This window comes from Virgibacillus sp. (genome assembly GCF_013393565.1).
GTDB classification, from domain to species: domain Bacteria; phylum Bacillota; class Bacilli; order Bacillales; family Amphibacillaceae; genus Virgibacillus; species Virgibacillus dokdonensis.
Map to the genome: position 1 here is coordinate 1 of NZ_JABXHF010000051.1, position 19914 is coordinate 19914.

Consider the following 19914-nt stretch of genomic DNA (forward strand, 5'->3'; position numbering starts at 1 on the left):
AACATCTTTACAGTTATTTTTACAAAGCCATTGTGACAGCTCTCTTAATCCTTTTGTGAAGGTAGAAAAACGATGGCGTTTGTAAGTAGTCACTCCTTTATTGTTCGTAGCAGCAATGCACGCAACATTGACTGATTGTCCAGCAATAAACGAGTAAGTGTTTATACAAAGATAAGTCTGCGTGTTCGAAGACACACTTATTTGTGCTTGGAAAGACAATCTACACATATAAACATTCGGTCACTCCGCTATCGGAATGGCCCACTCACCCCCATGTGATTTGTAGTTAACTGCTCGTCCCTATAATTCTAGAATAATACAAAAATCGCTCCGCACAAATACATTTCATAGCATTTTGTGCCTTGAGCGAAGCGAAAGGAATGGTTATAAACATGAATCAAATGAGAACGATAGACCTTACATATGGAGCGGTTTTTGTTGTACTAATGGCAATTGGAGCTAATATTACCGTATGGTTCCCGATGCTAACGATACCCATTGGCGGAGCTGATGTTCCACTTTCCTTGCAAACATTTTTTGCAGTTCTAGCAGGATTAATGTTAGGTCGTAAACTTGGAAGTTTTTCAATGCTCGCATATATGCTTGTGGGGATAGCAGGTGTTCCTGTATTTGCTGGGCTATCAGCCGGACCCCGAATGTTCATCAGTCCAACTGGCGGATTTATTATATCATTTATTTTTGTAGCTCTAGTTACTGGTTGGATTGTAAATCATCCTAAACAAAATTATTCCTTTGTTCGTTATTGTTCAGCAGCGCTTTTGGGAACGGCAATAAATTATATAATTGGCGTGACATATATGTATGCTGCTTCCAATATGTGGTTAGACTTTCCTCTTAGCTACACACTAGCCTGGAGCGGAATGATACCATTTCTAATTAAAGATATTGCTTTTGCCGGGTTAGCGGCTTTATTTATGGTCCGTGTCATTAAAAGAATTCCTGTCTTAAGTCGCGCTAACCTAGGTGGCTAAAGATTAATTTGATTCTAATATAGCTGTAGTGTGTCCTTTTATAGCACCTGTTATGTTCTAAAGACGGAAAATATAGGTAAAAACATTTCCTCACTCTACGACATCCGCGTAGAATATGGGAATAGAAAGCAACGGATAATCTAATTATCATTTAGTTGAAATATTTCATGCGTATCCTTCTTCCTTATGGTAAGATAACAGTATGTAATTTAACGCATATTAACGCATATCTTCTTACAACACAGGATACACTTGTTTTAGAGAGGGTGTTTTAACAGCATGGAATTATTTTTAAATTATCCCTTGTGGGCAGCATTAACAGCTATTTTTTTTGCGCAAGTAATTAAAATCCCAATCGGGCTAGTAGTTACAAAGGAGCTAAATCCTAGTTTAGCATTTAGCACTGGCGGGATGCCAAGTAGCCATTCTGCAGCGGTGGCGGCATTAACTACCAGCGTAGGTATTATAGAAGGTGTAACGTCTACCATGTTCGCTATCTCTTGTGTATTCAGTGTCATCATTATGTTTGATGCTACTGGCGTTAGAAGACAAGCGGGGGAACAAGCAATTGTGTTGAACAAACTAATTCGCGATTTTCAAGTTTTTATTGATGGAGCAAAAGGCTGGCCAAAAAAAGAAGAAGATGAGAAAAGACAGGAATTAAAAGAGTTGCTAGGTCACCAACCAATCGAAGTGTTTTTTGGCGGTCTTGCTGGAATTATCATTGCTTTTACAGTGTACCATTTATTTTACTGAAAAAGGTTATTGAAAACAAACTTGACTCACCCCCGAAAGTCTCACGTCTTAATTAGAAAAACTTGGATGGCCACTCAAATCTTATGGCGAAAGCCTTTGTTTTTCTTATCCTATAAACCAAAAATCTTATGTTTTCCTATAGGGCAAAAGAGTGATATACATGTTAAAATGACAGGCACCTACATCGTACCTGCCATTTTAACTACCACAGCATTAACCTGTTATGTCCTGCCTGAACACCTGTAATGCCTCATTCTCATTTAATTGTTGCAGCTGTTTTTCTGTTAATTCTCCATTTCCCTTTTCGATCATATACACATCGACTTGCTGTTTACCCCATTTATCGTAAACATCTTCTACCGTCTCATAATACAAGTCAATTTTGTTTCCTGTAATAGCACTACCTTTATCAGCTACGACACCAAATCCATAATTTGGTATAAACAAAATGGTTCCTATTGGATAAACAGATAGATCTGCAGCAATAGTAGAATACAAGTCTCTTTTCACTTGGACTCCCGAATAGGTAATTCCATATTCTGGGTGGTCTGGAGTTTTACCGGTAGATTCTACACCCGCCGTGTACCCAGTAGCAATCACTGTTTTGCTTGGATATTGTTCATAATTTACAGCTTCTTCTAACGTTTTCACATGATCCATTCGATTGCTTGATATTTGACGGTCTACTTCTTTCACATGATTAAGCTCTTTTTGTTTCAAATTTGTTTGTCTCGTATAAACATCTTTGCCTTTCATTGTATCAATATTGTCCGCTAATCTGTCTATAGAAGAAGGAGTATATGGCCAGAGTTTAGCAGAAGCTCCTTCTTTTAAACCCACTATTCCCAGGAGCATGATAGTCACAAACATGAAACTTAAAACTGTTTTTTTAATGATTTTTTTGATTTTCATGAATAACACCTCTTTGGATGTCATCATGTCCAATCTAAAAAATTTTATACATTATTCTATTAAATTACTAGCTTGTTTTCTTTACTACGGAAATGATTTCTAGCTAACCTTAAAACATTTGATATCCACTCTTTCTAAGTAAACGTATCACAAGACCGGACACCATTGTCCCTACAAAACCAGCAGCCAAAATAGAAATATCTACTGCAGTAAGTTCTGTGAGTCGAGCAATCAACTTGGTAAACGTCTCACTCATATTTGTGAAATAATTCCATGTTGCAGTATTATCCACAATAATAATAACGACAAATGGATAAATAAACGCCATTAACCAAGTCGTTCGAAGAAGCATATTTAAAATAAAAGCGATACCAAAGAATATAACGAAATATAATAAGATAGACACTACTAATTGAATCAAACTTTGTTTCTCCCTTCCAATCCCCTTTTTTATCTTTACCTAATCATATCTTCCTCATCATTTTAAAGGATATAGAAAAAAAAGCAAAGCTAACATTCTTTAATGAAGACAAAAGAATCTATAACGTATATCACTTTCAATTTTTTCTAGCACAAAGAAAAGTAATTAAAAATAAGCCAACCCTATTTTTAATATTAGGAAAACGCTATCGATTCTCTTATACTATAAACCTTTAAAATATCATACTTCCTTATATGAAAAGGATGCCTAAAGGCATCTTACAATAGGTGCTGTTACCCCCACTTCGCCTGGCAAATCAACAAACTTTCTCAATTTTTGAAGCGGGAGCCTGACACCATCTTATACTATAAAACTTTAGTATAAAAGATGAAATATATATAATGGAAATAATTACTATTTAACACGCGGAAATATAGCGAATTTTCCTTTTTTTACCAATAGACGGAGCCCACCAAGCTTAAACAAATAACGGTTATCAATTATTTTTTTCAATATTGTAGCTTTCCAACCTAAAACCTTCTTATTCTTAAATATAATTCCAATCGCATCACGATTTCCTAAAGAAGCAACAGTACCGAGAATATTCGGTTTAAAGCCTTCCATTTCTTCATTTCGTATATATGCTCTTATATTATAAGCTACAGCTTCTGATTCTTGAATAGCTATTTGAGCAGTAGGTGGGTATGGCTTGCCTTTTTCAAAATCCATAATTAATGCACAATCTCCGATGACAAATACATTGTCATATTCTGGTGATCGCATATCATTATTCACTTCTATTTTACCTTTATTTGTTGTGAAATCTGATTCTTTTATAATTGAATTCGCCTTTACTCCAGCAGCCCATACTATCGTATGCGTAGATATCTTTGTTTGCATACCATATTTCTCAAATAACACACTTGTTGGGGTACATTCTTTAAAGGTTGCCCCAGTAATAAATTCAACACCACGTGCTTCAAGAGAGTTCATAGCATATTCTACTAACTGTTCATCAAATCCAGGTAAAATTGTCGGAGTAGCTTCAATATTAATGATTCGCACCAATTGCTTGTCAACGTTATATTTTTTACAAAGTTCGGATACACGATCTGCAAGCTCACCTAAAAACTCTACGCCTGTAAAACCGCCGCCACCAATAACAAAGGTTAATCGTGAAAGGTTTTTCTTTTCTTCCTTTACAAACAAGGAAAAATTATGTTCAATGTGTCTCCGAAGTTCACGGGCTTTCTCTATATTATTTATCGTATAAGCATATGCTTCTAAGCCAGGTACATCAAAAGTTTCTACTTCAAATCCAAGAGCAATAACTAGTACATCGTAATGAAGTATTCTTTTTTCTAAAATCACTTTTTTATCTTTTGGTTGAATTGATAAAACCTTATCTTGAATAAACGTTACCTTTTGGGGATTAATAACATCTTTAATAGGTATTTTCGTTCGATCATCACTCACTGTTCCAACAGCATTCTGGTGAAGCCATGTTGTTTGATAATGATATTCATTTATGTTTACTAAAGTTATTTCTGCCTCTTCAATGCGTAAAGATTTTTGTATTTTGGTCACAGTCATCATTCCACCATAACCAGCACCTAGAATAACTATGCTTTTTTTTTCCATATTCATCACTTCCATTTACTCCCTAGCTGAAAATTGTGACCTGTTTCACTTGAGAACGAATAACTTAACTAATTATTCCACAATACTATCCGTAATGTATCAATATAGTACACAGCCCTAAGCAATCATAAAGCTTTATTCTTAGTCTATCATATTCTTTCCTGTTGTAGATAAATTGCTTAGTAAAACTTAGCTTATCTGCAAATTTTATAGCGAAACTCATTTTACTTATTCTATAAACGAAAAACTTACTCTCATTTAAAATGGATTTTTGAAGCTCGATGAGCCTTTATGGGCCGTGATGGTATACTAGTGTAAACAAATTTTCATTTCATTGTCACACAATCGTAAAATAGTCCCTTTGTTATAGTAGCCTGTTTATGTATCCTTTTCAACCTTACACTAAAAATACATAATAAACATATTATTCAAAATACAATATCAGGATTATACGGTTTGAGTACATTTGTATTCTATTTTAATGAAGATATGGTACTATAAAAGATGTCGTCATGCTTATTTTGAACGGAGGGATTATAATGACAAATGATATATACGATGTAACCATCATTGGTGCAGGGCCTGTAGGATTATTTACCGCTTTTTACGGCGGAATGCGCCAAGCAACTGTAAAAATCATTGAAAGTTTACCACATACTGGAGGACAGTTAACTGCTCTTTATCCAGAAAAATATATATATGATATTGCTGGCTTCCCCAAAATAAGAGCTCAAGAGCTCATTGATAACTTAGAAGAACAAGCTAACTTATTTCATCCTGAAATTGTATTGGAGCAAGCAATTGAACAAGTGGAAAGACTTGATGATGGAACATTAAAATTAACTTCAGATAAAAATGATATTCATTACACAAAGACTATGATTATCACTGCTGGTAATGGTGCATTTCAGCCGCGTAAACTTAATATAGATCATTGTGAACAATATGAGGGGATTAACTTACATTATCATGTCAAAGATATGAATCAATATAAAGACCAGGATGTGCTATTACTTGGTGGGGGAGATTCTGCTGTTGACTGGGCGTTAATGCTCGAACCGATCGCTAAGAAAGTCACCCTCGCTCATCGCCGTGATAAATTTCGCGCCCATGAACATAGTGTTGAAAAATTACACGCTTCTAACGTTGATATTCTGACCCCTTTTGTTCCAAGTAGCATTGTTGCAGACGATCGAATTAACCAAGTTATTTTGGAAGAGGTTAAAGGAGAACGCAAGGTGGAATTAGAAGTGGATGCAGTGTTATGTAATTATGGCTTTATTTCTTCACTTGGACCCATTAAAAACTGGGGACTTGAGATAGAGAAAAATAGTATTGTAGTAAATTCGAAAATGGAGACGAATATCCCTGGCATTTATGCAGCGGGAGATATTTGCACTTACGATGGGAAAGTGAACTTAATTGCCACTGGATTTGGAGAAGGACCAACTGCTGTTAATAATGCTAAACATTACATTGATCCTAAAGCTAGAATTCAGCCAAAACATTCAACAAGCATGTTTTAATGGGGGTAAAACAACCTACCCCTAATTAGAATTATCTTTTTTACTGACTTATGTAACCCAGCATTTATAACAAAACAAAAACATAAAAGCTGAAACCTTCATACACGGTTTCAGCTTTTATATTAACAATCACCAGGGGTACCAACCTTATCTTTTGTTCTAAATGAAGAACCACAACCACAAGATACGATAGCATTTGGGTTATCTATACTGAAGCCCCCACCCATCATATTCTGTTTAAAATCTATCGTTGTGCCTTCTATGATCGGTATATCTTGACTATTAATCACCACGGAAATACCATTTATTTCTTCTGTTGTATCTAACTCATTATTAATATCATATTCAAAACCAAGGGCATAAGATAGACCGCTACAGCCTCCGCCTTGCACACCAAAGCGAAGATAGACTCCTTCGGATTCTTCTTTCATCATCTTTACAATTTGCTGTTTAGCATTGTCTGTAATTGTCAATGTCATTGCACTGTTCACTCCTTTTTTCACTATAGGAAAGTATAAAATTTTTTGGTTTATGGATAAGAAAAACGAAATCTTTCTAAGCATACTGCGTATTTTCATTATACATTTATATTATTAACCATTCAATATTACTGATTACTATGATGAAAATCCACATTATAATGATGGGAACTCTTCTCCATCAAGTAAGAGGCAGGGCTTTAAAGCGACTTATACCTTGGATAAATGTGCTGCTTCATAAAAGCCTGTAGCAATTAACTCAGCGCCACCTGTCATCCAAACATCACCGTCATTATCCCACGTAATATCTAAATCTCCTCCTGGTAAATGAACTTTCACAGATTCATTTCGTTCTAAACGATCATTCAATATCCCTGCCACAACAGCAGCACATGCTCCTGTGCCACAAGCTTGTGTTATACCAGAGCCTCTTTCCCAGACACTGAAATTTATTTCGTTTGGAGAAAGGATTTCAATAAATTCTACATTGACCCCTTGCGGAAAGCGCTGATCCTTTTCTACTAATGGGCCAAGATGAGACACTTGCTTCATAGCGACTTGCTCTACTATAAATACCGCATGTGGGTTCCCCATAGAAAGTGCGGTTAACTCTAACACTTCTCCTTGAATTTCAAACTGCTCCGCAATGACTTTTGTTTTTGGTTCCCCTTGCATGGGAATAAGTTCACGCTTTAGATGTGGTTTCCCCATATTTATCGTAACTTGGTCAACTTTCCCATTTGTCACTTGTACTTCAGCTACAACGTTATTTGCTTTCGTTTCAATTTGAAATTGCTTTTCTGCTACTATTCCTTGTTCATACGCATACTTCGCTGTACATCTTAAACCATTTCCACAGCTTTTCCCTTCAGAACCATCCTTATTAAATATACGCATACCAACATCAGCTACTTCACTTGGATGAATAATAATTAGCCCATCCGAACCAATTCCTGTATGCACATTGGAGATAGTTTTTGCTAATTCTGATAATTTTTCTTCCGCTACAGTATGTTGAAAAAAATCAAGGTATATATAATTATTTCCTAAGCCATGCATTTTAATAAATGGTATTTGCATCATCTGTCCTCATTTCTTTGCTGGTTGTAAAGGCAATTCATATTGTTCCAACGCTTGGTAAATTGTTTTTAACCTTGGGATTCCTTCAGCTACCAACTCATCATTAATAAAAACGATGGGATAAAATAAATCTTTCTCTATAATACGTTCCGCAAATTGTTGATGTTTCTCTACAGGTGGCGGATTTTTAATATCTACATACTCATATGTGATAACCTCTGTATCATATTTACGCCCTAATGCTGCTTGTAGCCATTCATACGTATCTTTAGAGCTGGGAGCACCAACACAACTAGCACAAATCTGCTCTGCTCCGTAAACTGTAATATGGATTTTACTCATCCCTTCCCTCCGTTCTATACTTTGATATCTTTTATTTTACAAAAAGTCGAATCAAAGTTAAAATAATATTGATTATCGCTTCGTTAAGTGTTCATAGATTTTTTACCATAATCGTTTTATAATAGATAGTAAGAAAGGAGAAGATGGATAATGCATGAACAAGTACAGGAAGTATTAAATAAATTACGTCCATTCTTGCTGCGTGATGGTGGCGATGTGGAACTAATTGATGTTGATGAAAATGGCATTGTGCTTCTTCGTCTCATGGGTGCTTGCGGAAATTGCCCTAGCTCAACCATTACTTTAAAAGCAGGAATTGAACGGGCACTTATGGCGGAAGTTCCCGGTGTCACTGAGATCGAACAAGTATTTTAAACACTTCGATAACGTAAAAAAAGAAGCTTTAGCTTTCTTATTTCTTAAATCGTAACAAGTGCTATAATGATAAGTGTAAACCATTAGAAAAACTCGACTTTGCAAAGACTTTATGGTCTTATACTATAACGTGCATCGCTTTATACTTTTGTATAATAAACCTAACGCTTGGATACGAAGGTCCAAGCGTTAGATTTACGCCATTGTTTATTGCAAAGATACAGGCGTTTTAGGGGCACTCCCATGCAGTACAGCAGCAACATTTTCTAAGCTGAGGTTCCACATGCTTGTTCTCGTTTCCACACTAGCTGAACCGATATGTGGCAATGCAACAACATTTGGTAATTGTAACAGAGGATGATCTTTTGAAATTGGTTCCTCTTTAAAAACGTCTAAGCCAGCCGCTTGAATCTCTCCATTTTGCAGAGCTTGAAATAATGCTTCTTCATTCACCACGCCCCCTCTAGAAATATTAATAAACAGAGCATCTTTTTTCATTAATTGAAAAGCATGACTGTCGAACATATTTTCCGTTTCACTTGATAATGGTACAACAGACACAACAAAATCGGCCGTTTTCAATAAATCAGAAAAGCCAACATATGTCGCTCCTAACTCGCTTTCTGCTACCAGATTTCTAGAACGGTTGTGGTACATAATTTTCATTCCAAAACCTTGCGCTCTTCTAGCTAATGCTCTGCCAATCCTTCCCATTCCGACAATACCAATTGTTTTTTGATGTACATCAGCACCGGCTAATAAATAAGGGGACCATTCCTTCCATTTCCCTTGCCTAATATAGTTGTTAGCCTCCATTAACCGTCTTGCGGTAGCTAATAGTAAAGCAAACCCTAAATCGGCAGTTGTCTCCGTCAAAACATCCGGTGTGTTGGTCACAAAGATGCCTCTTGACTTAGCCGCTTCTAAATCAATGTTATCGTATCCTACAGCTAAATTAGCGATGATTTTGAGTTGATTCGCTTCTTCTAATGTGGATTTATCAATAGCATCGCCCACCATGCAAATAAGAGCATCAGCTTTCTTTATTTGTTTAGTTAATTCTTCTCTAGGCACCGAAGTTTCTTCTCTTTCCCAATAGTTAAAGGTAAAATCATCCTTATATGGCGCTAACAATGCAGCCGGAATTTTTCTGGTTACGTATACATATGGCTTTCTCACTCTTCCCCCTCCAATACATCTGGAACATCTTCTCTCTTGAACCTCTCGACTAAAGCATACTGGATATTTGGTGGTGTACGCTAAATACACCGGTTTCGTTTCTCTTATGTACCAAGCTATCCCGTAGCACCACGAAGCCGAAAGTATTCTCGGCTAAGTTGATAAAATCAAACAATGGGGATATTCTCATCTCCATTGTCGTCTTGTGAACACATAGAGGAAATCTTGCAGCACATAATATACGGGATACATTTATCATGAATCTGTCACAACCAGTGTAGCATAGGTACCTGTAAAAAATCACAGTCAAGGTCTGCCCACTCAAAAAACTGACTAACATTTGCTTCATACCTATCTTGAAGCTGTACTAAATCTTTTAATTGTTCGTACCCTTTATCCTGAATTGTAGATAAATTTTGTTCTAAACAATCGTAAATATGGATTGGAAACAACAATCTTGCATACACTAACCTCCAGAAAAAAATAGAAACAGGACGATTTTTTTGATATTCTTGCAAAAAATGGATAACAGCTTCATCTGGATGAGGTTGAAGAAATAGTTGTCGTAAATACTCAGCAATATCCCGTGCTGGATGGTCATATACTAATTCCATCGGCCACATTAGAGGTTGTTGCAATTGATTCATATACCGACGAAAGGCTATCGTGCCTTGATCTGATTCATGATAACGTAATTCTTGCTCACTTTCACCAATATATTGAATTGCATTTTCACTAATGCCAATAAGATACGGGAGGATATCCATAACTAAACGATAATAATTCGTTGCTCCTGCTTGAGCTGCTTTTTCAACATTGCTTTCTATCCAGCTTAATTTATCAATCCATAATTGCTTCCACTGCCCATAACTGGAAATTGCTTGTGGTTCATAATGATACAGGCTGCCAATTTGATGAAATTGCGCTAATAAAGAACCGTTTGTTGCTTGGGAATCAGTTCTTGAATCAAGCCCTTTAACGACCATATAGTTTACATCTTCGTAAGGCGTCAGCCAATCCCCTTGTTGATTAGGGATTGGAATAGCCATATGTGAATAGCCGTTTTCTGCTAAATAGTAAGCAACTACCGCTTGTTCCATATGTATAATTTCATTGTTATCGGTAGAAGTGATAAAATAAACATATTGACTCGCTTGATAACATTCCTTACCCGCAATCCATCGTTTCGTTTCTGGATGAATTTTATAGTTTTCATAAAGCCAATCACTAACCTGCACGTGTATACCTCCTTCACTGGACTTTCTATAAAGCATTTATTCGTTCAAATTTTTTCTATAGTATAAGAAAGGCATATGCTTTTTATAACAGTTTATGATATAGGTTAGTTAATTTTAACTAAAATTAGAAAGGATGATATAAAAATGGATGCAAATACAGATCGAAGTGAGTTAGAAAAGAAAGCTAGACAGTGGTTAACGGAACGAGGTGTATCTTTAGATGATATTGCTGAACTGGTATATTACTTACAATCTAAATATCACGAAAATTTAACACTTGATGTATGTAGGCATAATGTTGACCGCGTACTTAAAAAACGAGAAGTACAAAATGCCATTTTAACTGGAATTCAATTAGATGTTCTAGCAGAGAAAAAACAGTTGCAACAGCCTTTACAAAAGACCATTGATACAGATGAAAGTTTATATGGCGTTGACGAAGTAATTGCATTATCTATTGTCAATGTTTATGGTTCCATTGGATTTACTAATTATGGGTATATTGATAAACAAAAGCCTGGTATCTTAAAAAAATTAAATGATAAATCTACTGGAGAATGCCATACTTTTTTAGATGATATTGTAGGGGCTATTGCAGCAGCTGCCTCCAGCCGTTTGGCGCATGGAACAGGTGAAGATATACTGCTTGATGATTAAGTCATAATCACATTGCAGTATTAAATATAGTAAAAGTAGTATTTTTACCGACGTAAACATGGAGATTAGCGAGCCTACAAGCTAACAGCGTTTCGAAGGCTCGCCATATTTCTATTCGAAGAATAGCTGAGATTTATTAAACAAGCTTTTTCAATACGATTATAGTTTTTCCAACCATTCTTTGAGATTGTGTACATAATAAGTAGGTTTAACAGGTAGTTGTTCATACTCTAAAAATGGCGTCACCCCTGTAAAAACCATTAAGGTATCTATACCTGCTTGAATGCCCGCGTGAATGTCTGTTGCATAATTATCTCCAACCATTAATGTCTCATCTGCTTTTAAACCGAGCACGTGCAATGCTTCTTCCATAATAACTGCTTCAGGCTTGCCGATGAAAACAGGGTCAACGCCAGTACAAATAGAAATAACAGCCGTTAAGGACCCATTTCCTGGTAATAAACCACGTTCGTTAGGAATAGACTTGTCGCCATTTGTCGAAATGAATGTTGCACCGTTACGAACGGCTATGCTAGCTTTAGCCAGCTTTTCGTACGTAATATTACGGTCAATTCCTATAACAACGACGTCGCAATTTTCCGTTTCTGTAATGGTATGCCCTTCTTCTTGTAATGCTTTATGTATCCCTTCTTCACCAATAACGTAACAGCGAGATTGTCCGTAATTTTCTGTAATATAAGAAGCAGTTGCTAAACTAGTAGTAACAATTTGCTTAGGTTCTGCTGGAATATTTAATTTTTTAAGTTTCATCGCTACATCTTGCTGTGTTTTGGAAGAATTATTCGTTACAAAAACATAAGGGAGTTGTTTTTCCTGTAATGCTTTTACAAAATCAGACGCAAACGGGATAGCTTCATCTCCTTGATACATCGTTCCGTCTAAATCGATTAAATAGCCTTGATATGCTTTAGTCATGGTAGTTAGTACTCTCCTCATTCTGAAATAGACGCTATCTTTATACTAATTTTTTACTTTTCCATCGTGCTAATAAACAACTACTAGCTGTAAAGTTTATTGTTTTGAAGTATCATTTGAAAACGCGTGAGTAACTTGCTGATGCTCTTCGTTAATATATTTACGAATATATGTTGCAAACTGTTCGTAATCTTTAAGATAGGTTTGCATTACTTGAATCATTTTTTTATGATCCACTTGTGCATAGTCGGAAATTAACATTCTCCTTAGCGTAATTAATTCTTTATATGCACGCTCCTGTTCAGATGGCAGTACCTTTTCGTCCAATAAAATGTCAATAATATCGTGGTAACTACCTGGATCACGCATGATAAATCCGTCAATCATCATATTCCCTACATCAAGTACAGACTCAATGTAAACATGTACTGCTCGTTCCAAGCTTAACTTTTCTTCTAAAGAGTGTAGACGGTCCATTTCCAATATACCATTTAACTGATCCATATACTGTAAAATCGACTCCAGCTTCTCTCGATCAACAAAATACATTGGTCACCCCTCCATCAAGAATTACAATTTTATCATACCATATTCTGTAGGAATATGAAGTAAAACATGATATAGTTGGGAAAATATTATTTTTAAAATGGGGGATATGATGGGCAAAAATTATGAAGTAATTAAGGATGAGACAGTAGGAAAAAATGTGCGGTATGTCAGCTTTATGGGGCAGTTACAACGTTATGATTTAGCTATTTTAGATGATCATGAAGACGTAAACAAAAAGCTAATTATAAACATGCGAAAAAATCGATGCTTATCCATTGATAAACAAGATTTGCACAATAAAGGTGTGATCGAACATACATTTAACGAAGCCAACATGGAGGCGGATGAAATTCGTCACTTTTTACAAGATATTCTTTGAAGCAAAAGTATAACTACAATATGTTTTTACCTTAAATTGTTAAGCGTAAAGCTATAAACATAGGATAACCTAATAATAACTTTCGTTTAGAATAAAGAAGGTGAAAAAACGTGGTTAAGAAAAAAGACTATAGTGACTTTTCAAATGTAAAACATTCCCATGATCGTTTAATACCCGAAGAATTTCCAGAAGGAGCTTTTGGCTCTTCTATTCATAGCGATACAGCTGTCGAAGGGAAATCAACTTCATGGGAAGAAGGACAGCATAGAGATAGCGCCTTTGTTTATCCAGATCGCAAACAGCATGAAAACGTTCCCATAAGGGCGCCAGGCTCTCATATTATTCATGATGAAAAAGAGCAGTAGAGATGCTTTCACTACTGCTCCATTTTTTTTAATACAAAATAAGCGCAACCAAAATTACAATACTCATATAGGTAATCATCCAATGTATCAATTTTAGTATCTACTGGAACTTTCACGTGCCTATTATCATAAAAACCTTTTAGCCGTAATTGATCATATCCCCAATCACCAACAATATAATCATATTTAGCTAAAATATCAGAATACCTCTCCTTTACAACACTTTCCTGAAACCCAGCTTTATGATCTTCAATTAACTCATACGTTTTTCCAAAAAGTTCAACCATACTCGATTCCCCTTTAACATCGGTATCTTTTCAGTTTAACACCTTTTACCTAAACGCTCCAGAAAAAAACAGTTATGATTTCAGTTTCGAATAAACAAACTAATAATGATCTTTTAAAAGAATGGAGGGTAAACAATGAAAAGGATAATTCCAATCAGTCTATCTGTTCTCTTTTTAGCCACTGGTTGTATGGATAATAATACTGCCACAAATGAAAGAGAACGTATACAAAACCAACTTGACCCAAATAAAGAAGCTCCTGCAGATAATGACTCAGATAACAGACTGGGCTATGTTCGTTATTCAAAAGAACAAATTGATAATGATAAAGAAAAACAGCACTCCATGCGTATTGACCGTACAAAGATGGCTGATATGATTACTCGTAACATGTTAAGGTCAGATGCTTTTAAGGAAGCTGCTACGTTAGTAACGGATGAAGAAGTACTCATCGCCTATGAAAAGGCAGATGATTTCGATAAAGAAAGAGCATCACAAATGGCAGAGAAAACTGCCGCTTCCATCTTGCCAAGATACTTTGATATCTATTCTACTGATAACACAAACTTAATTAATGACATTCAAAGCTTGCATAATTCAACAACTTCTGAAGACGACTACGACAACACCATTAATAACATCATTAAAGAAATGAAAAATTCAAAATAAACTTTTGTAGAATGGGACAAACGTCAAACCGTTTGTCCTTATTGCACACTATAGAAAGCCACATCATTGCTTTCAAGATGATGGCTAGCTTTTTATATACCATCCATCAAATTTTCGAATCCCAAAAATTTTCTCTGCTAAAACACTCGGAAGGATAAAAATATTTTTTCAGCTAATTTTGTATATAAAAGAAGATTGTAGGAAAAGTTAAACCCAATAACAATTTATAGTTCAAAATGCAAAAAGATTGACTTATTCTAAGTCTTTATAGTGATGAAACACTACTACAATACATAAAATTTTTATACTTCCTATCGTGGATCAAAAGGGTGAAAAAATTGTCTATCAACCGTATTGTTATAACGTTTTTATTATTTACACTTTCCATTATGCTTACGCCTACGCTTGCAAAAGCAGATAGTGATTCTATTTATAAAAAAAGAATGGCATTATTTAAAAAAACAGAAGCAGTAACACAAATTCCATGGTATTATTTTGCTGCCATTGATAACTATGAACGAAACGCAAAAAAAGATGCTGATGATGAACAAGTGATTTCTATTGAAATGCCTACAGAAGCTTGGTTTGGCCTCGGTAATGCAGCAATGATTAATGATGAACGACTCATACGTTTTTTTAATGGTTATGGAAAAGATGGCAACGGCGATCAAATAGCTGACCCGACCAATCCTGAAGATGTTCTCTATACAATGGGAAACTATATTTTGCAGCACGGACAAACAAAAGATGATATTAAGATTGCTCTATGGAATTACTATAATCGAGATTTAACTGTCCAAACCATTATGAATACAGCTAAAGTCTTTAAAAAATTTCAAGACATTGAGTTACTTCAACGAGATTTCCCTGTGTCTACATCTTATAATTATAGTTATCGCAGTACATGGGGAGATCGAAGAGGGTTTGGTGGCTTAAGAATTCATGAGGGGACAGATATTTTTGCCGATTATGGTACTCCTGTGAAGTCAACCACTTATGGGGTAGTGGAAATGATGGGTTGGAACTTATACGGTGGTTGGCGCATTGGAATAAGAGATATATATAATATTTACCATTACTATGGTCACATGAGTGGCTATGAAGATGATATTGAAGTAGGGAAAGTTGTGAAGCCAGGTGATGTGCTTGGAGGAGTCGGTTCTACTGGTTATGGGCCACCTGGTACTTCGGGAAAATTCCCACCACATTTACACTATGGTATGTATAAAGATAATGGGTATAGCGAATGGTCTTTTGATCCATATCCGTACTTGAAAAAGTGGGAACGCATGACAAAACAAAAGGATAAATGATATGCTTTTAAAATGCCAACAATACAAAGCTACATCGCCTTGTATTGTTGGCATTTCCCAATAACATCTTTTTTTTATATTCACATGATCATTCTGATCACTTCATTTTCATCTTTTTAAATAGAGGGTTTTATAAAGCACTTGCTTCAAAACAAGTCTTTATTCAATTGCATACTTTCTTATTTTATCCCATCCGCTTTTATTTTTGTCTTGATTTTCTTATTGCATAAGTAATACTTGCTGCAAGTCCCCCCCAAATAATTACCATTCCTAAGATCATGACAAAGATAGCACTGGAACTCATATTATTTAGCCTCCCTTTGATCCGAATAACCTTTAGCCTCTTTGGAACGCCATTTTGTAGCAGCCATAAAGACACCTATAATTAGTGCTGCGGCAGCAACTGACCAACCTCCAAATAAAATAAATGTATCAGAATAACCTTCATAATTACCTGTTGGTGTATCAAATAACTTCAATATATTTAACCGTAATATATCGAACATCATATATCCTAATACAATTGGTGTAATAACATTTAAACTAACCGGGAACCACCAGCCTAACTTAATATCAGATAATTCATCCGCATGGTTTTTCAAATTTTTCACTTGGCGAAGTAACCAAGCAATTAATACAACTTCTACTAAACCAAGCATTGCTACACCAAATTGATTAATAAAATAATCTGCCGTATCAAGGAAGAACAAGCCACCTTGTGTTGCATAAATGAGCGAAATAAGTGCAGCTATCCCCCCTCCAAACAGGACTGCTTTTCCACGGGATATATTAAACTTATCAGATATACCAGCAATGTATGTTTCCGAAATGGACATTAACGATGTTAACCCAGCTAAAACCAAAGATGCAAAAAACAAGAAACCGAACAATCCATTTAAGCCAGGAAACTCATTAATAATGGCTGGAAAAACAACAAATGCAAGACCAACACCATCCGAAACAACTTCATCTACAGCTACACCGGATTGACCTGCCATAAATCCAAGTACCGAAAAGACGCCTATTCCTGCAAGTAATTCAAAACTAGAGTTTCCAAACCCAGTAATAAATGCATTGTTTGTTATATCTGAATTCTTAGGTAAATAACTTGAATACGTAATCATAATTGCAAATGCGATCGATAGACTAAAAAATATTTGCCCGTAGGCAGCGACCCATACTTCACCTGAAAAAATACTACTAAAATCTGGTTCGAAAAAGGCTTGCAAACCTTGGAGTGCTCCATCCAATGTTACCGCGCGAATAACAATAATTAAAAATATAATAGCTAATGTAGGAATGAAAATGCGATTCGCAATTTCAATTCCTTTTTTCACACCGCGGAACAAGATAAACAAAACAACAATCCAGACTAAAATTAGTGGAATAAATACCCCAGGAACCAAATTCCCTATCTGTCCTGGGTCAACTGTTTTTAAATAATCATTAAATAAAAAACCTTCTGTATCCGCCCCCCAGGATAAATTAATAGAAAAATAGGCATAAGATATTGCCCAGGCAATAATAACAGAATAATAAGTAGAAATCACAAACGCCACCAGCACTGCCCACCAGCCAATAAATTCGGTTTTCCTATTCATTTTTCGAAACGTTAATGGAGCAGAACCGCGGTATTTTTGCCCCATCGTAAATTCCATGATTAAAATAGGAATACCAGCTGTTAATAAGGCAAATAAATACGGAATAAAGAAGGCACCTCCACCATTGCCATAAGCTTCAGCAGGAAAACGCCAAATATTCCCTAATCCCACAGCTGAACCAATGGCTGCCAGAATAAATCCTGCTCTTGTTCCCCACTGCGAACGTGTTTCCATATCTTTTTCCCCCTTTATTCTTCTGTCTAAAAAATTTAGAAAGAATAAATCTTTTAAAAGTTTGGTTTTTTCAGATATTTATGTTTGTATTATAACGGCACTTCATGCATATGTCAAAAAATATTTATGCCCATTATATGGAATACTAAAAAACACACTAAAAATGACCAGTCGATATGTTGAGAGATAATACTAGCCATAAACCTTTAAGCTTTTATGCTTTCCTATAATGCAAAAAACCTCCTTCGGCTTTACGCTAAGAAGTTTTTGATTTCTTAGCGTCGAAACCTTAGAGGCTTTTCACTTCCATACACTTATTGGACCGTTTTTGTTTTTCTCACAAAATGAATAATGGTAGCAAAGGCAATAATAATGGATAGTGACACTAGTAGAGGCAGTAACACTTGATTTGTAAGTCCAACTAAAATGTAACCAATAGATGCAGCTAAAGCTGCAATTAAAGCGTAAGGAAGTTGTGTCATCACATGATCAATATGATTCGCTCCTGCTCCCGTAGCTGACAGAATAGTTGTATCCGATATCGGTGTACAATGATCTCCAAAGACAGCACCAGCTAATACCGCCGCCATAGATGGTAATAGCATTTCCATATCTGTAATACTTGTTACTTCCGCAGCAATCGGTAACATGATTCCAAACGTTCCCCAAGATGTTCCTGTTGCAAGTGCCATAAAACCAGCAATAATGAAAAACAAAAATGGCAATAAAGCAGGGTTTAACGAGGCATCGTTTACGATACCAGCTAAATATTCACCCGTTTCCAAAACCCCAATAATAGAACCTATCATCCAAGCCAAGAGTAGAATATAAATTGCTGGCATCATTGTTTTGGCACCTTCTAAAACAATCTTTAAGCTTGAATTTCTCGGTTTTTGCTGGCTAAGATGGAACAAAAAGGAGGTTAATACTGCAATTACACCACCAGTAAACAAGGATAAGTTTACGTTAGTGTTTGCAAATATAGTAAGTAAATTGATGTTACCTTCTGTAGCCATTGCGCCAGTAATAATCATTGAAGACACTGTTGCTACAATTAGTACACCAATAGGTAATAAAAGATGATAAATTCTCCCATTTTGATGTGCTGTAAACGTGTCACTTAAATCTCCTGGTACATTATCCTGTTTTGGATCAATTAATTCACCTGTTTCCATTGCACGTTTTTCATGTTTTCGCATTGGACCAATATCTACTTTTAAATAAGCAACTAAAAAAACCGCTAAAACTGCTGCGATTGCATATAAATTATAGGGGATCATTTTAACAAAAGCTTCCAAAGGCTCCAATGATGTAATTCCGTTGGCAGCAAATAAGCCACCCATAATTCCAATGATATATGCTCCCCAGCTAGAAATAGGAGATATAACTGTGACAGGTGCAGATGTCGAGTCAATGATATAGGCCAATTTAGCTCGGGAAACTTTATGTCGATCTGTAAGTGGGCGGGCAATCTGACCAACGGCCAAACTGTTAAAATAATCATCTATAAATATAATTAACCCTAAGAATGCACTCATTCCCTGAGCTCCAGAGCGAGTTTTTACTTTTTTTATCATCCAATCACCAAAGGCTTTGCTTCCTCCAGACGCTTGTAAAAAAGCAGTCATCATCCCTAATAATATTAAAAATGATAGCAATAGAATATTCCCAGTATTTAGTGCTCCATCAGAGACAAAAATGGTATAAAACTGTGTCCAAATCTCGTGGAATGAATCTAAAACAGAAAAATTATGGATAAGCAGCGCGCCTACTACAATTCCAGTTCCTAAAGATAATAAAACATTTCTCGTTAAGAGAACTAGTACCAGCATCAAAACTGCTGGGATAAGTGAAAAAATTGTTCCTTCCATTCCGGTTACCTCCATAAAAATTGGTTGCAATCGAGCAAGGAAACATACTGTTCAAGGAGAGAGGGGATAAGTGAATTGAAGTTTTTTAAGTTAAAACATAGAAAAAGACAAT

The 19914-nt window shown here is 35.8% G+C and carries 23 protein-coding genes and 1 pseudogene; 9 read left to right on the forward strand and 15 right to left on the reverse strand.

Going from position 1 to position 19914, the window contains the following annotated elements:
* Positions 1 to 195: pseudogene (locus tag HLX49_RS11550) on the reverse strand (hypothetical protein); the annotation flags it as partial.
* A gap of 197 nt (positions 196 to 392) precedes the next feature.
* Here HLX49_RS11550 and HLX49_RS11555 point away from each other — a divergent pair.
* Positions 393 to 992 (forward strand): biotin transporter BioY, encoded by a 600-nt coding sequence (locus tag HLX49_RS11555; RefSeq protein WP_077703188.1) that lies wholly within the window; start codon positions 393 to 395, stop codon positions 990 to 992.
* 279 nt (positions 993 to 1271) lie between these two features.
* Positions 1272 to 1748 carry a divergent PAP2 family protein gene (locus tag HLX49_RS11560; protein ID WP_296362044.1) on the forward strand — a complete coding sequence of 159 codons (477 nt, stop codon included), beginning with the start codon at positions 1272 to 1274 and terminating at the stop codon, positions 1746 to 1748.
* Between the two features lie 213 nt (positions 1749 to 1961).
* Here the strand turns inward: HLX49_RS11560 and HLX49_RS11565 are convergent, their stop codons facing one another.
* The 3 genes from HLX49_RS11565 to HLX49_RS11575 form a co-directional block, all read right to left on the reverse strand.
* The gene (locus HLX49_RS11565; RefSeq protein WP_077703186.1) at positions 1962 to 2660 is read right to left on the reverse strand and encodes a 3D domain-containing protein; all 699 of its coding nucleotides are present in this window, start codon (positions 2658 to 2660) and stop codon (positions 1962 to 1964) included.
* A 109-nt stretch (positions 2661 to 2769) separates the two neighbouring features.
* Positions 2770 to 3081 carry a YuiB family protein gene (locus tag HLX49_RS11570; RefSeq protein WP_077703185.1) on the reverse strand — a complete coding sequence of 104 codons (312 nt, stop codon included), beginning with the start codon at positions 3079 to 3081 and terminating at the stop codon, positions 2770 to 2772.
* Positions 3082 to 3495: 414 nt separating this feature from the next.
* Positions 3496 to 4728, reverse strand: coding sequence for an NAD(P)/FAD-dependent oxidoreductase (locus HLX49_RS11575; protein WP_335727042.1), 1233 nt, complete (start codon positions 4726 to 4728; stop codon positions 3496 to 3498).
* A 533-nt stretch (positions 4729 to 5261) separates the two neighbouring features.
* Here HLX49_RS11575 and HLX49_RS11580 point away from each other — a divergent pair.
* Positions 5262 to 6248, forward strand: a complete 987-nt coding sequence (locus HLX49_RS11580) for an NAD(P)/FAD-dependent oxidoreductase (protein ID WP_077703183.1) — start codon at positions 5262 to 5264, stop codon at positions 6246 to 6248.
* Between the two features lie 122 nt (positions 6249 to 6370).
* Here the strand turns inward: HLX49_RS11580 and HLX49_RS11585 are convergent, their stop codons facing one another.
* The 3 genes from HLX49_RS11585 to HLX49_RS11595 all read right to left on the reverse strand — a co-directional run bounded on the left by HLX49_RS11585 (position 6371) and on the right by HLX49_RS11595 (position 8149).
* Positions 6371 to 6727 (reverse strand): HesB/IscA family protein, encoded by a 357-nt coding sequence (locus HLX49_RS11585; protein WP_077703182.1) that lies wholly within the window; start codon positions 6725 to 6727, stop codon positions 6371 to 6373.
* 210 nt (positions 6728 to 6937) lie between these two features.
* On the reverse strand, positions 6938 to 7810 hold the full coding sequence (dapF, locus tag HLX49_RS11590) for a diaminopimelate epimerase (RefSeq protein ID WP_123059370.1): 873 nt from the start codon (positions 7808 to 7810) through the stop codon (positions 6938 to 6940).
* Between the two features lie 6 nt (positions 7811 to 7816).
* Positions 7817 to 8149 (reverse strand): YuzD family protein, encoded by a 333-nt coding sequence (locus HLX49_RS11595; protein WP_077703180.1) that lies wholly within the window; start codon positions 8147 to 8149, stop codon positions 7817 to 7819.
* Positions 8150 to 8299: 150 nt separating this feature from the next.
* Here HLX49_RS11595 and HLX49_RS11600 point away from each other — a divergent pair, with 150 nt between their 5' ends.
* Positions 8300 to 8524 (forward strand): NifU family protein, encoded by a 225-nt coding sequence (locus tag HLX49_RS11600; protein ID WP_073010972.1) that lies wholly within the window; start codon positions 8300 to 8302, stop codon positions 8522 to 8524.
* Between the two features lie 207 nt (positions 8525 to 8731).
* Here the strand turns inward: HLX49_RS11600 and HLX49_RS11605 are convergent, their stop codons facing one another.
* Complete coding sequence (locus tag HLX49_RS11605; protein ID WP_077703179.1) at positions 8732 to 9703, reverse strand: 2-hydroxyacid dehydrogenase; 972 nt, start codon at positions 9701 to 9703, stop codon at positions 8732 to 8734.
* A 266-nt stretch (positions 9704 to 9969) separates the two neighbouring features.
* Positions 9970 to 10941: a protein kinase family protein gene (locus HLX49_RS11610; protein WP_077703178.1), complete on the reverse strand. Its 972-nt coding sequence runs from the start codon at positions 10939 to 10941 to the stop codon at positions 9970 to 9972.
* Positions 10942 to 11085: 144 nt separating this feature from the next.
* Here HLX49_RS11610 and HLX49_RS11615 point away from each other — a divergent pair, with 144 nt between their 5' ends.
* A complete protein-coding gene (locus tag HLX49_RS11615) occupies positions 11086 to 11598 on the forward strand; it encodes a phosphatidylglycerophosphatase A family protein (protein ID WP_077703177.1) in 513 nt (170 codons plus the stop codon).
* Positions 11599 to 11757: 159 nt separating this feature from the next.
* On the opposite strand, the gene HLX49_RS11620 is transcribed toward HLX49_RS11615, so the two are convergent.
* Both HLX49_RS11620 and HLX49_RS11625 read right to left on the reverse strand, forming a co-directional pair.
* Positions 11758 to 12534, reverse strand: a complete 777-nt coding sequence (locus HLX49_RS11620) for a TIGR01457 family HAD-type hydrolase (protein ID WP_077703176.1) — start codon at positions 12532 to 12534, stop codon at positions 11758 to 11760.
* A gap of 96 nt (positions 12535 to 12630) precedes the next feature.
* Positions 12631 to 13083 carry a DUF86 domain-containing protein gene (locus HLX49_RS11625; protein ID WP_077703175.1) on the reverse strand — a complete coding sequence of 151 codons (453 nt, stop codon included), beginning with the start codon at positions 13081 to 13083 and terminating at the stop codon, positions 12631 to 12633.
* Positions 13084 to 13180: 97 nt separating this feature from the next.
* Here HLX49_RS11625 and HLX49_RS11630 point away from each other — a divergent pair, with 97 nt between their 5' ends.
* On the forward strand, positions 13181 to 13462 hold the full coding sequence (locus HLX49_RS11630) for an SAV0927 family protein (RefSeq protein WP_296362059.1): 282 nt from the start codon (positions 13181 to 13183) through the stop codon (positions 13460 to 13462).
* A 110-nt stretch (positions 13463 to 13572) separates the two neighbouring features.
* Positions 13573 to 13827, forward strand: a complete 255-nt coding sequence (locus HLX49_RS11635; protein ID WP_296362061.1) for a hypothetical protein — start codon at positions 13573 to 13575, stop codon at positions 13825 to 13827.
* A gap of 11 nt (positions 13828 to 13838) precedes the next feature.
* Here the strand turns inward: HLX49_RS11635 and HLX49_RS11640 are convergent, their stop codons facing one another.
* On the reverse strand, positions 13839 to 14114 hold the full coding sequence (locus HLX49_RS11640) for a YutD family protein (RefSeq protein WP_073010949.1): 276 nt from the start codon (positions 14112 to 14114) through the stop codon (positions 13839 to 13841).
* A 135-nt stretch (positions 14115 to 14249) separates the two neighbouring features.
* Here HLX49_RS11640 and HLX49_RS11645 point away from each other — a divergent pair, with 135 nt between their 5' ends.
* Both HLX49_RS11645 and HLX49_RS11650 read left to right on the forward strand, forming a co-directional pair.
* Complete coding sequence (locus tag HLX49_RS11645; RefSeq protein WP_077703172.1) at positions 14250 to 14783, forward strand: YhcN/YlaJ family sporulation lipoprotein; 534 nt, start codon at positions 14250 to 14252, stop codon at positions 14781 to 14783.
* Between the two features lie 389 nt (positions 14784 to 15172).
* Complete coding sequence (locus tag HLX49_RS11650; protein ID WP_077706864.1) at positions 15173 to 16096, forward strand: M23 family metallopeptidase; 924 nt, start codon at positions 15173 to 15175, stop codon at positions 16094 to 16096.
* A 199-nt stretch (positions 16097 to 16295) separates the two neighbouring features.
* Here HLX49_RS11650 and HLX49_RS11655 read toward each other — a convergent pair whose 3' ends face one another.
* From HLX49_RS11655 to HLX49_RS11665, 3 genes are all read right to left on the reverse strand, one after another.
* Positions 16296 to 16400, reverse strand: coding sequence for a methionine/alanine import family NSS transporter small subunit (locus HLX49_RS11655; protein WP_296362063.1), 105 nt, complete (start codon positions 16398 to 16400; stop codon positions 16296 to 16298).
* A gap of 1 nt (position 16401) precedes the next feature.
* A complete protein-coding gene (locus tag HLX49_RS11660) occupies positions 16402 to 17931 on the reverse strand; it encodes a sodium-dependent transporter (protein WP_077703170.1) in 1530 nt (509 codons plus the stop codon).
* Positions 17932 to 18245: 314 nt separating this feature from the next.
* The gene (locus HLX49_RS11665) at positions 18246 to 19802 is read right to left on the reverse strand and encodes a Na+/H+ antiporter NhaC family protein (protein WP_101933728.1); all 1557 of its coding nucleotides are present in this window, start codon (positions 19800 to 19802) and stop codon (positions 18246 to 18248) included.
* Positions 19803 to 19914: the final 112 nt, after the last annotated feature.

Excerpts from the sequence above, each read along its gene's own strand:
- HLX49_RS11555 (WP_077703188.1), top strand. The coding sequence starts at position 393 with ATGAATCAAATGAGAACGATAGACCTTACATATGGAGCGGTTTTTGTT.
- HLX49_RS11560 (WP_296362044.1), top strand. The coding sequence starts at position 1,272 with ATGGAATTATTTTTAAATTATCCCTTGTGGGCAGCATTAACAGCTATT.
- HLX49_RS11565 (WP_077703186.1), bottom strand. The coding sequence starts at position 2,660 with ATGAAAATCAAAAAAATCATTAAAAAAACAGTTTTAAGTTTCATGTTT.
- HLX49_RS11575 (WP_335727042.1), bottom strand. The coding sequence starts at position 4,728 with ATGAATATGGAAAAAAAAAGCATAGTTATTCTAGGTGCTGGTTATGGT.
- HLX49_RS11580 (WP_077703183.1), top strand. The coding sequence starts at position 5,262 with ATGACAAATGATATATACGATGTAACCATCATTGGTGCAGGGCCTGTA.
- HLX49_RS11585 (WP_077703182.1), bottom strand. The coding sequence starts at position 6,727 with ATGACATTGACAATTACAGACAATGCTAAACAGCAAATTGTAAAGATG.
- dapF (WP_123059370.1), bottom strand. The coding sequence starts at position 7,810 with ATGATGCAAATACCATTTATTAAAATGCATGGCTTAGGAAATAATTAT.
- HLX49_RS11595 (WP_077703180.1), bottom strand. The coding sequence starts at position 8,149 with ATGAGTAAAATCCATATTACAGTTTACGGAGCAGAGCAGATTTGTGCT.
- HLX49_RS11600 (WP_073010972.1), top strand. The coding sequence starts at position 8,300 with ATGCATGAACAAGTACAGGAAGTATTAAATAAATTACGTCCATTCTTG.
- HLX49_RS11615 (WP_077703177.1), top strand. The coding sequence starts at position 11,086 with ATGGATGCAAATACAGATCGAAGTGAGTTAGAAAAGAAAGCTAGACAG.
- HLX49_RS11620 (WP_077703176.1), bottom strand. The coding sequence starts at position 12,534 with ATGACTAAAGCATATCAAGGCTATTTAATCGATTTAGACGGAACGATG.
- HLX49_RS11625 (WP_077703175.1), bottom strand. The coding sequence starts at position 13,083 with ATGTATTTTGTTGATCGAGAGAAGCTGGAGTCGATTTTACAGTATATG.
- HLX49_RS11630 (WP_296362059.1), top strand. The coding sequence starts at position 13,181 with ATGGGGGATATGATGGGCAAAAATTATGAAGTAATTAAGGATGAGACA.
- HLX49_RS11640 (WP_073010949.1), bottom strand. The coding sequence starts at position 14,114 with ATGGTTGAACTTTTTGGAAAAACGTATGAGTTAATTGAAGATCATAAA.
- HLX49_RS11645 (WP_077703172.1), top strand. The coding sequence starts at position 14,250 with ATGAAAAGGATAATTCCAATCAGTCTATCTGTTCTCTTTTTAGCCACT.
- HLX49_RS11650 (WP_077706864.1), top strand. The coding sequence starts at position 15,173 with ATGCTTACGCCTACGCTTGCAAAAGCAGATAGTGATTCTATTTATAAA.
- HLX49_RS11655 (WP_296362063.1), bottom strand. The coding sequence starts at position 16,400 with ATGAGTTCCAGTGCTATCTTTGTCATGATCTTAGGAATGGTAATTATT.
- HLX49_RS11660 (WP_077703170.1), bottom strand. The coding sequence starts at position 17,931 with ATGGAAACACGTTCGCAGTGGGGAACAAGAGCAGGATTTATTCTGGCA.
- HLX49_RS11665 (WP_101933728.1), bottom strand. The coding sequence starts at position 19,802 with ATGGAAGGAACAATTTTTTCACTTATCCCAGCAGTTTTGATGCTGGTA.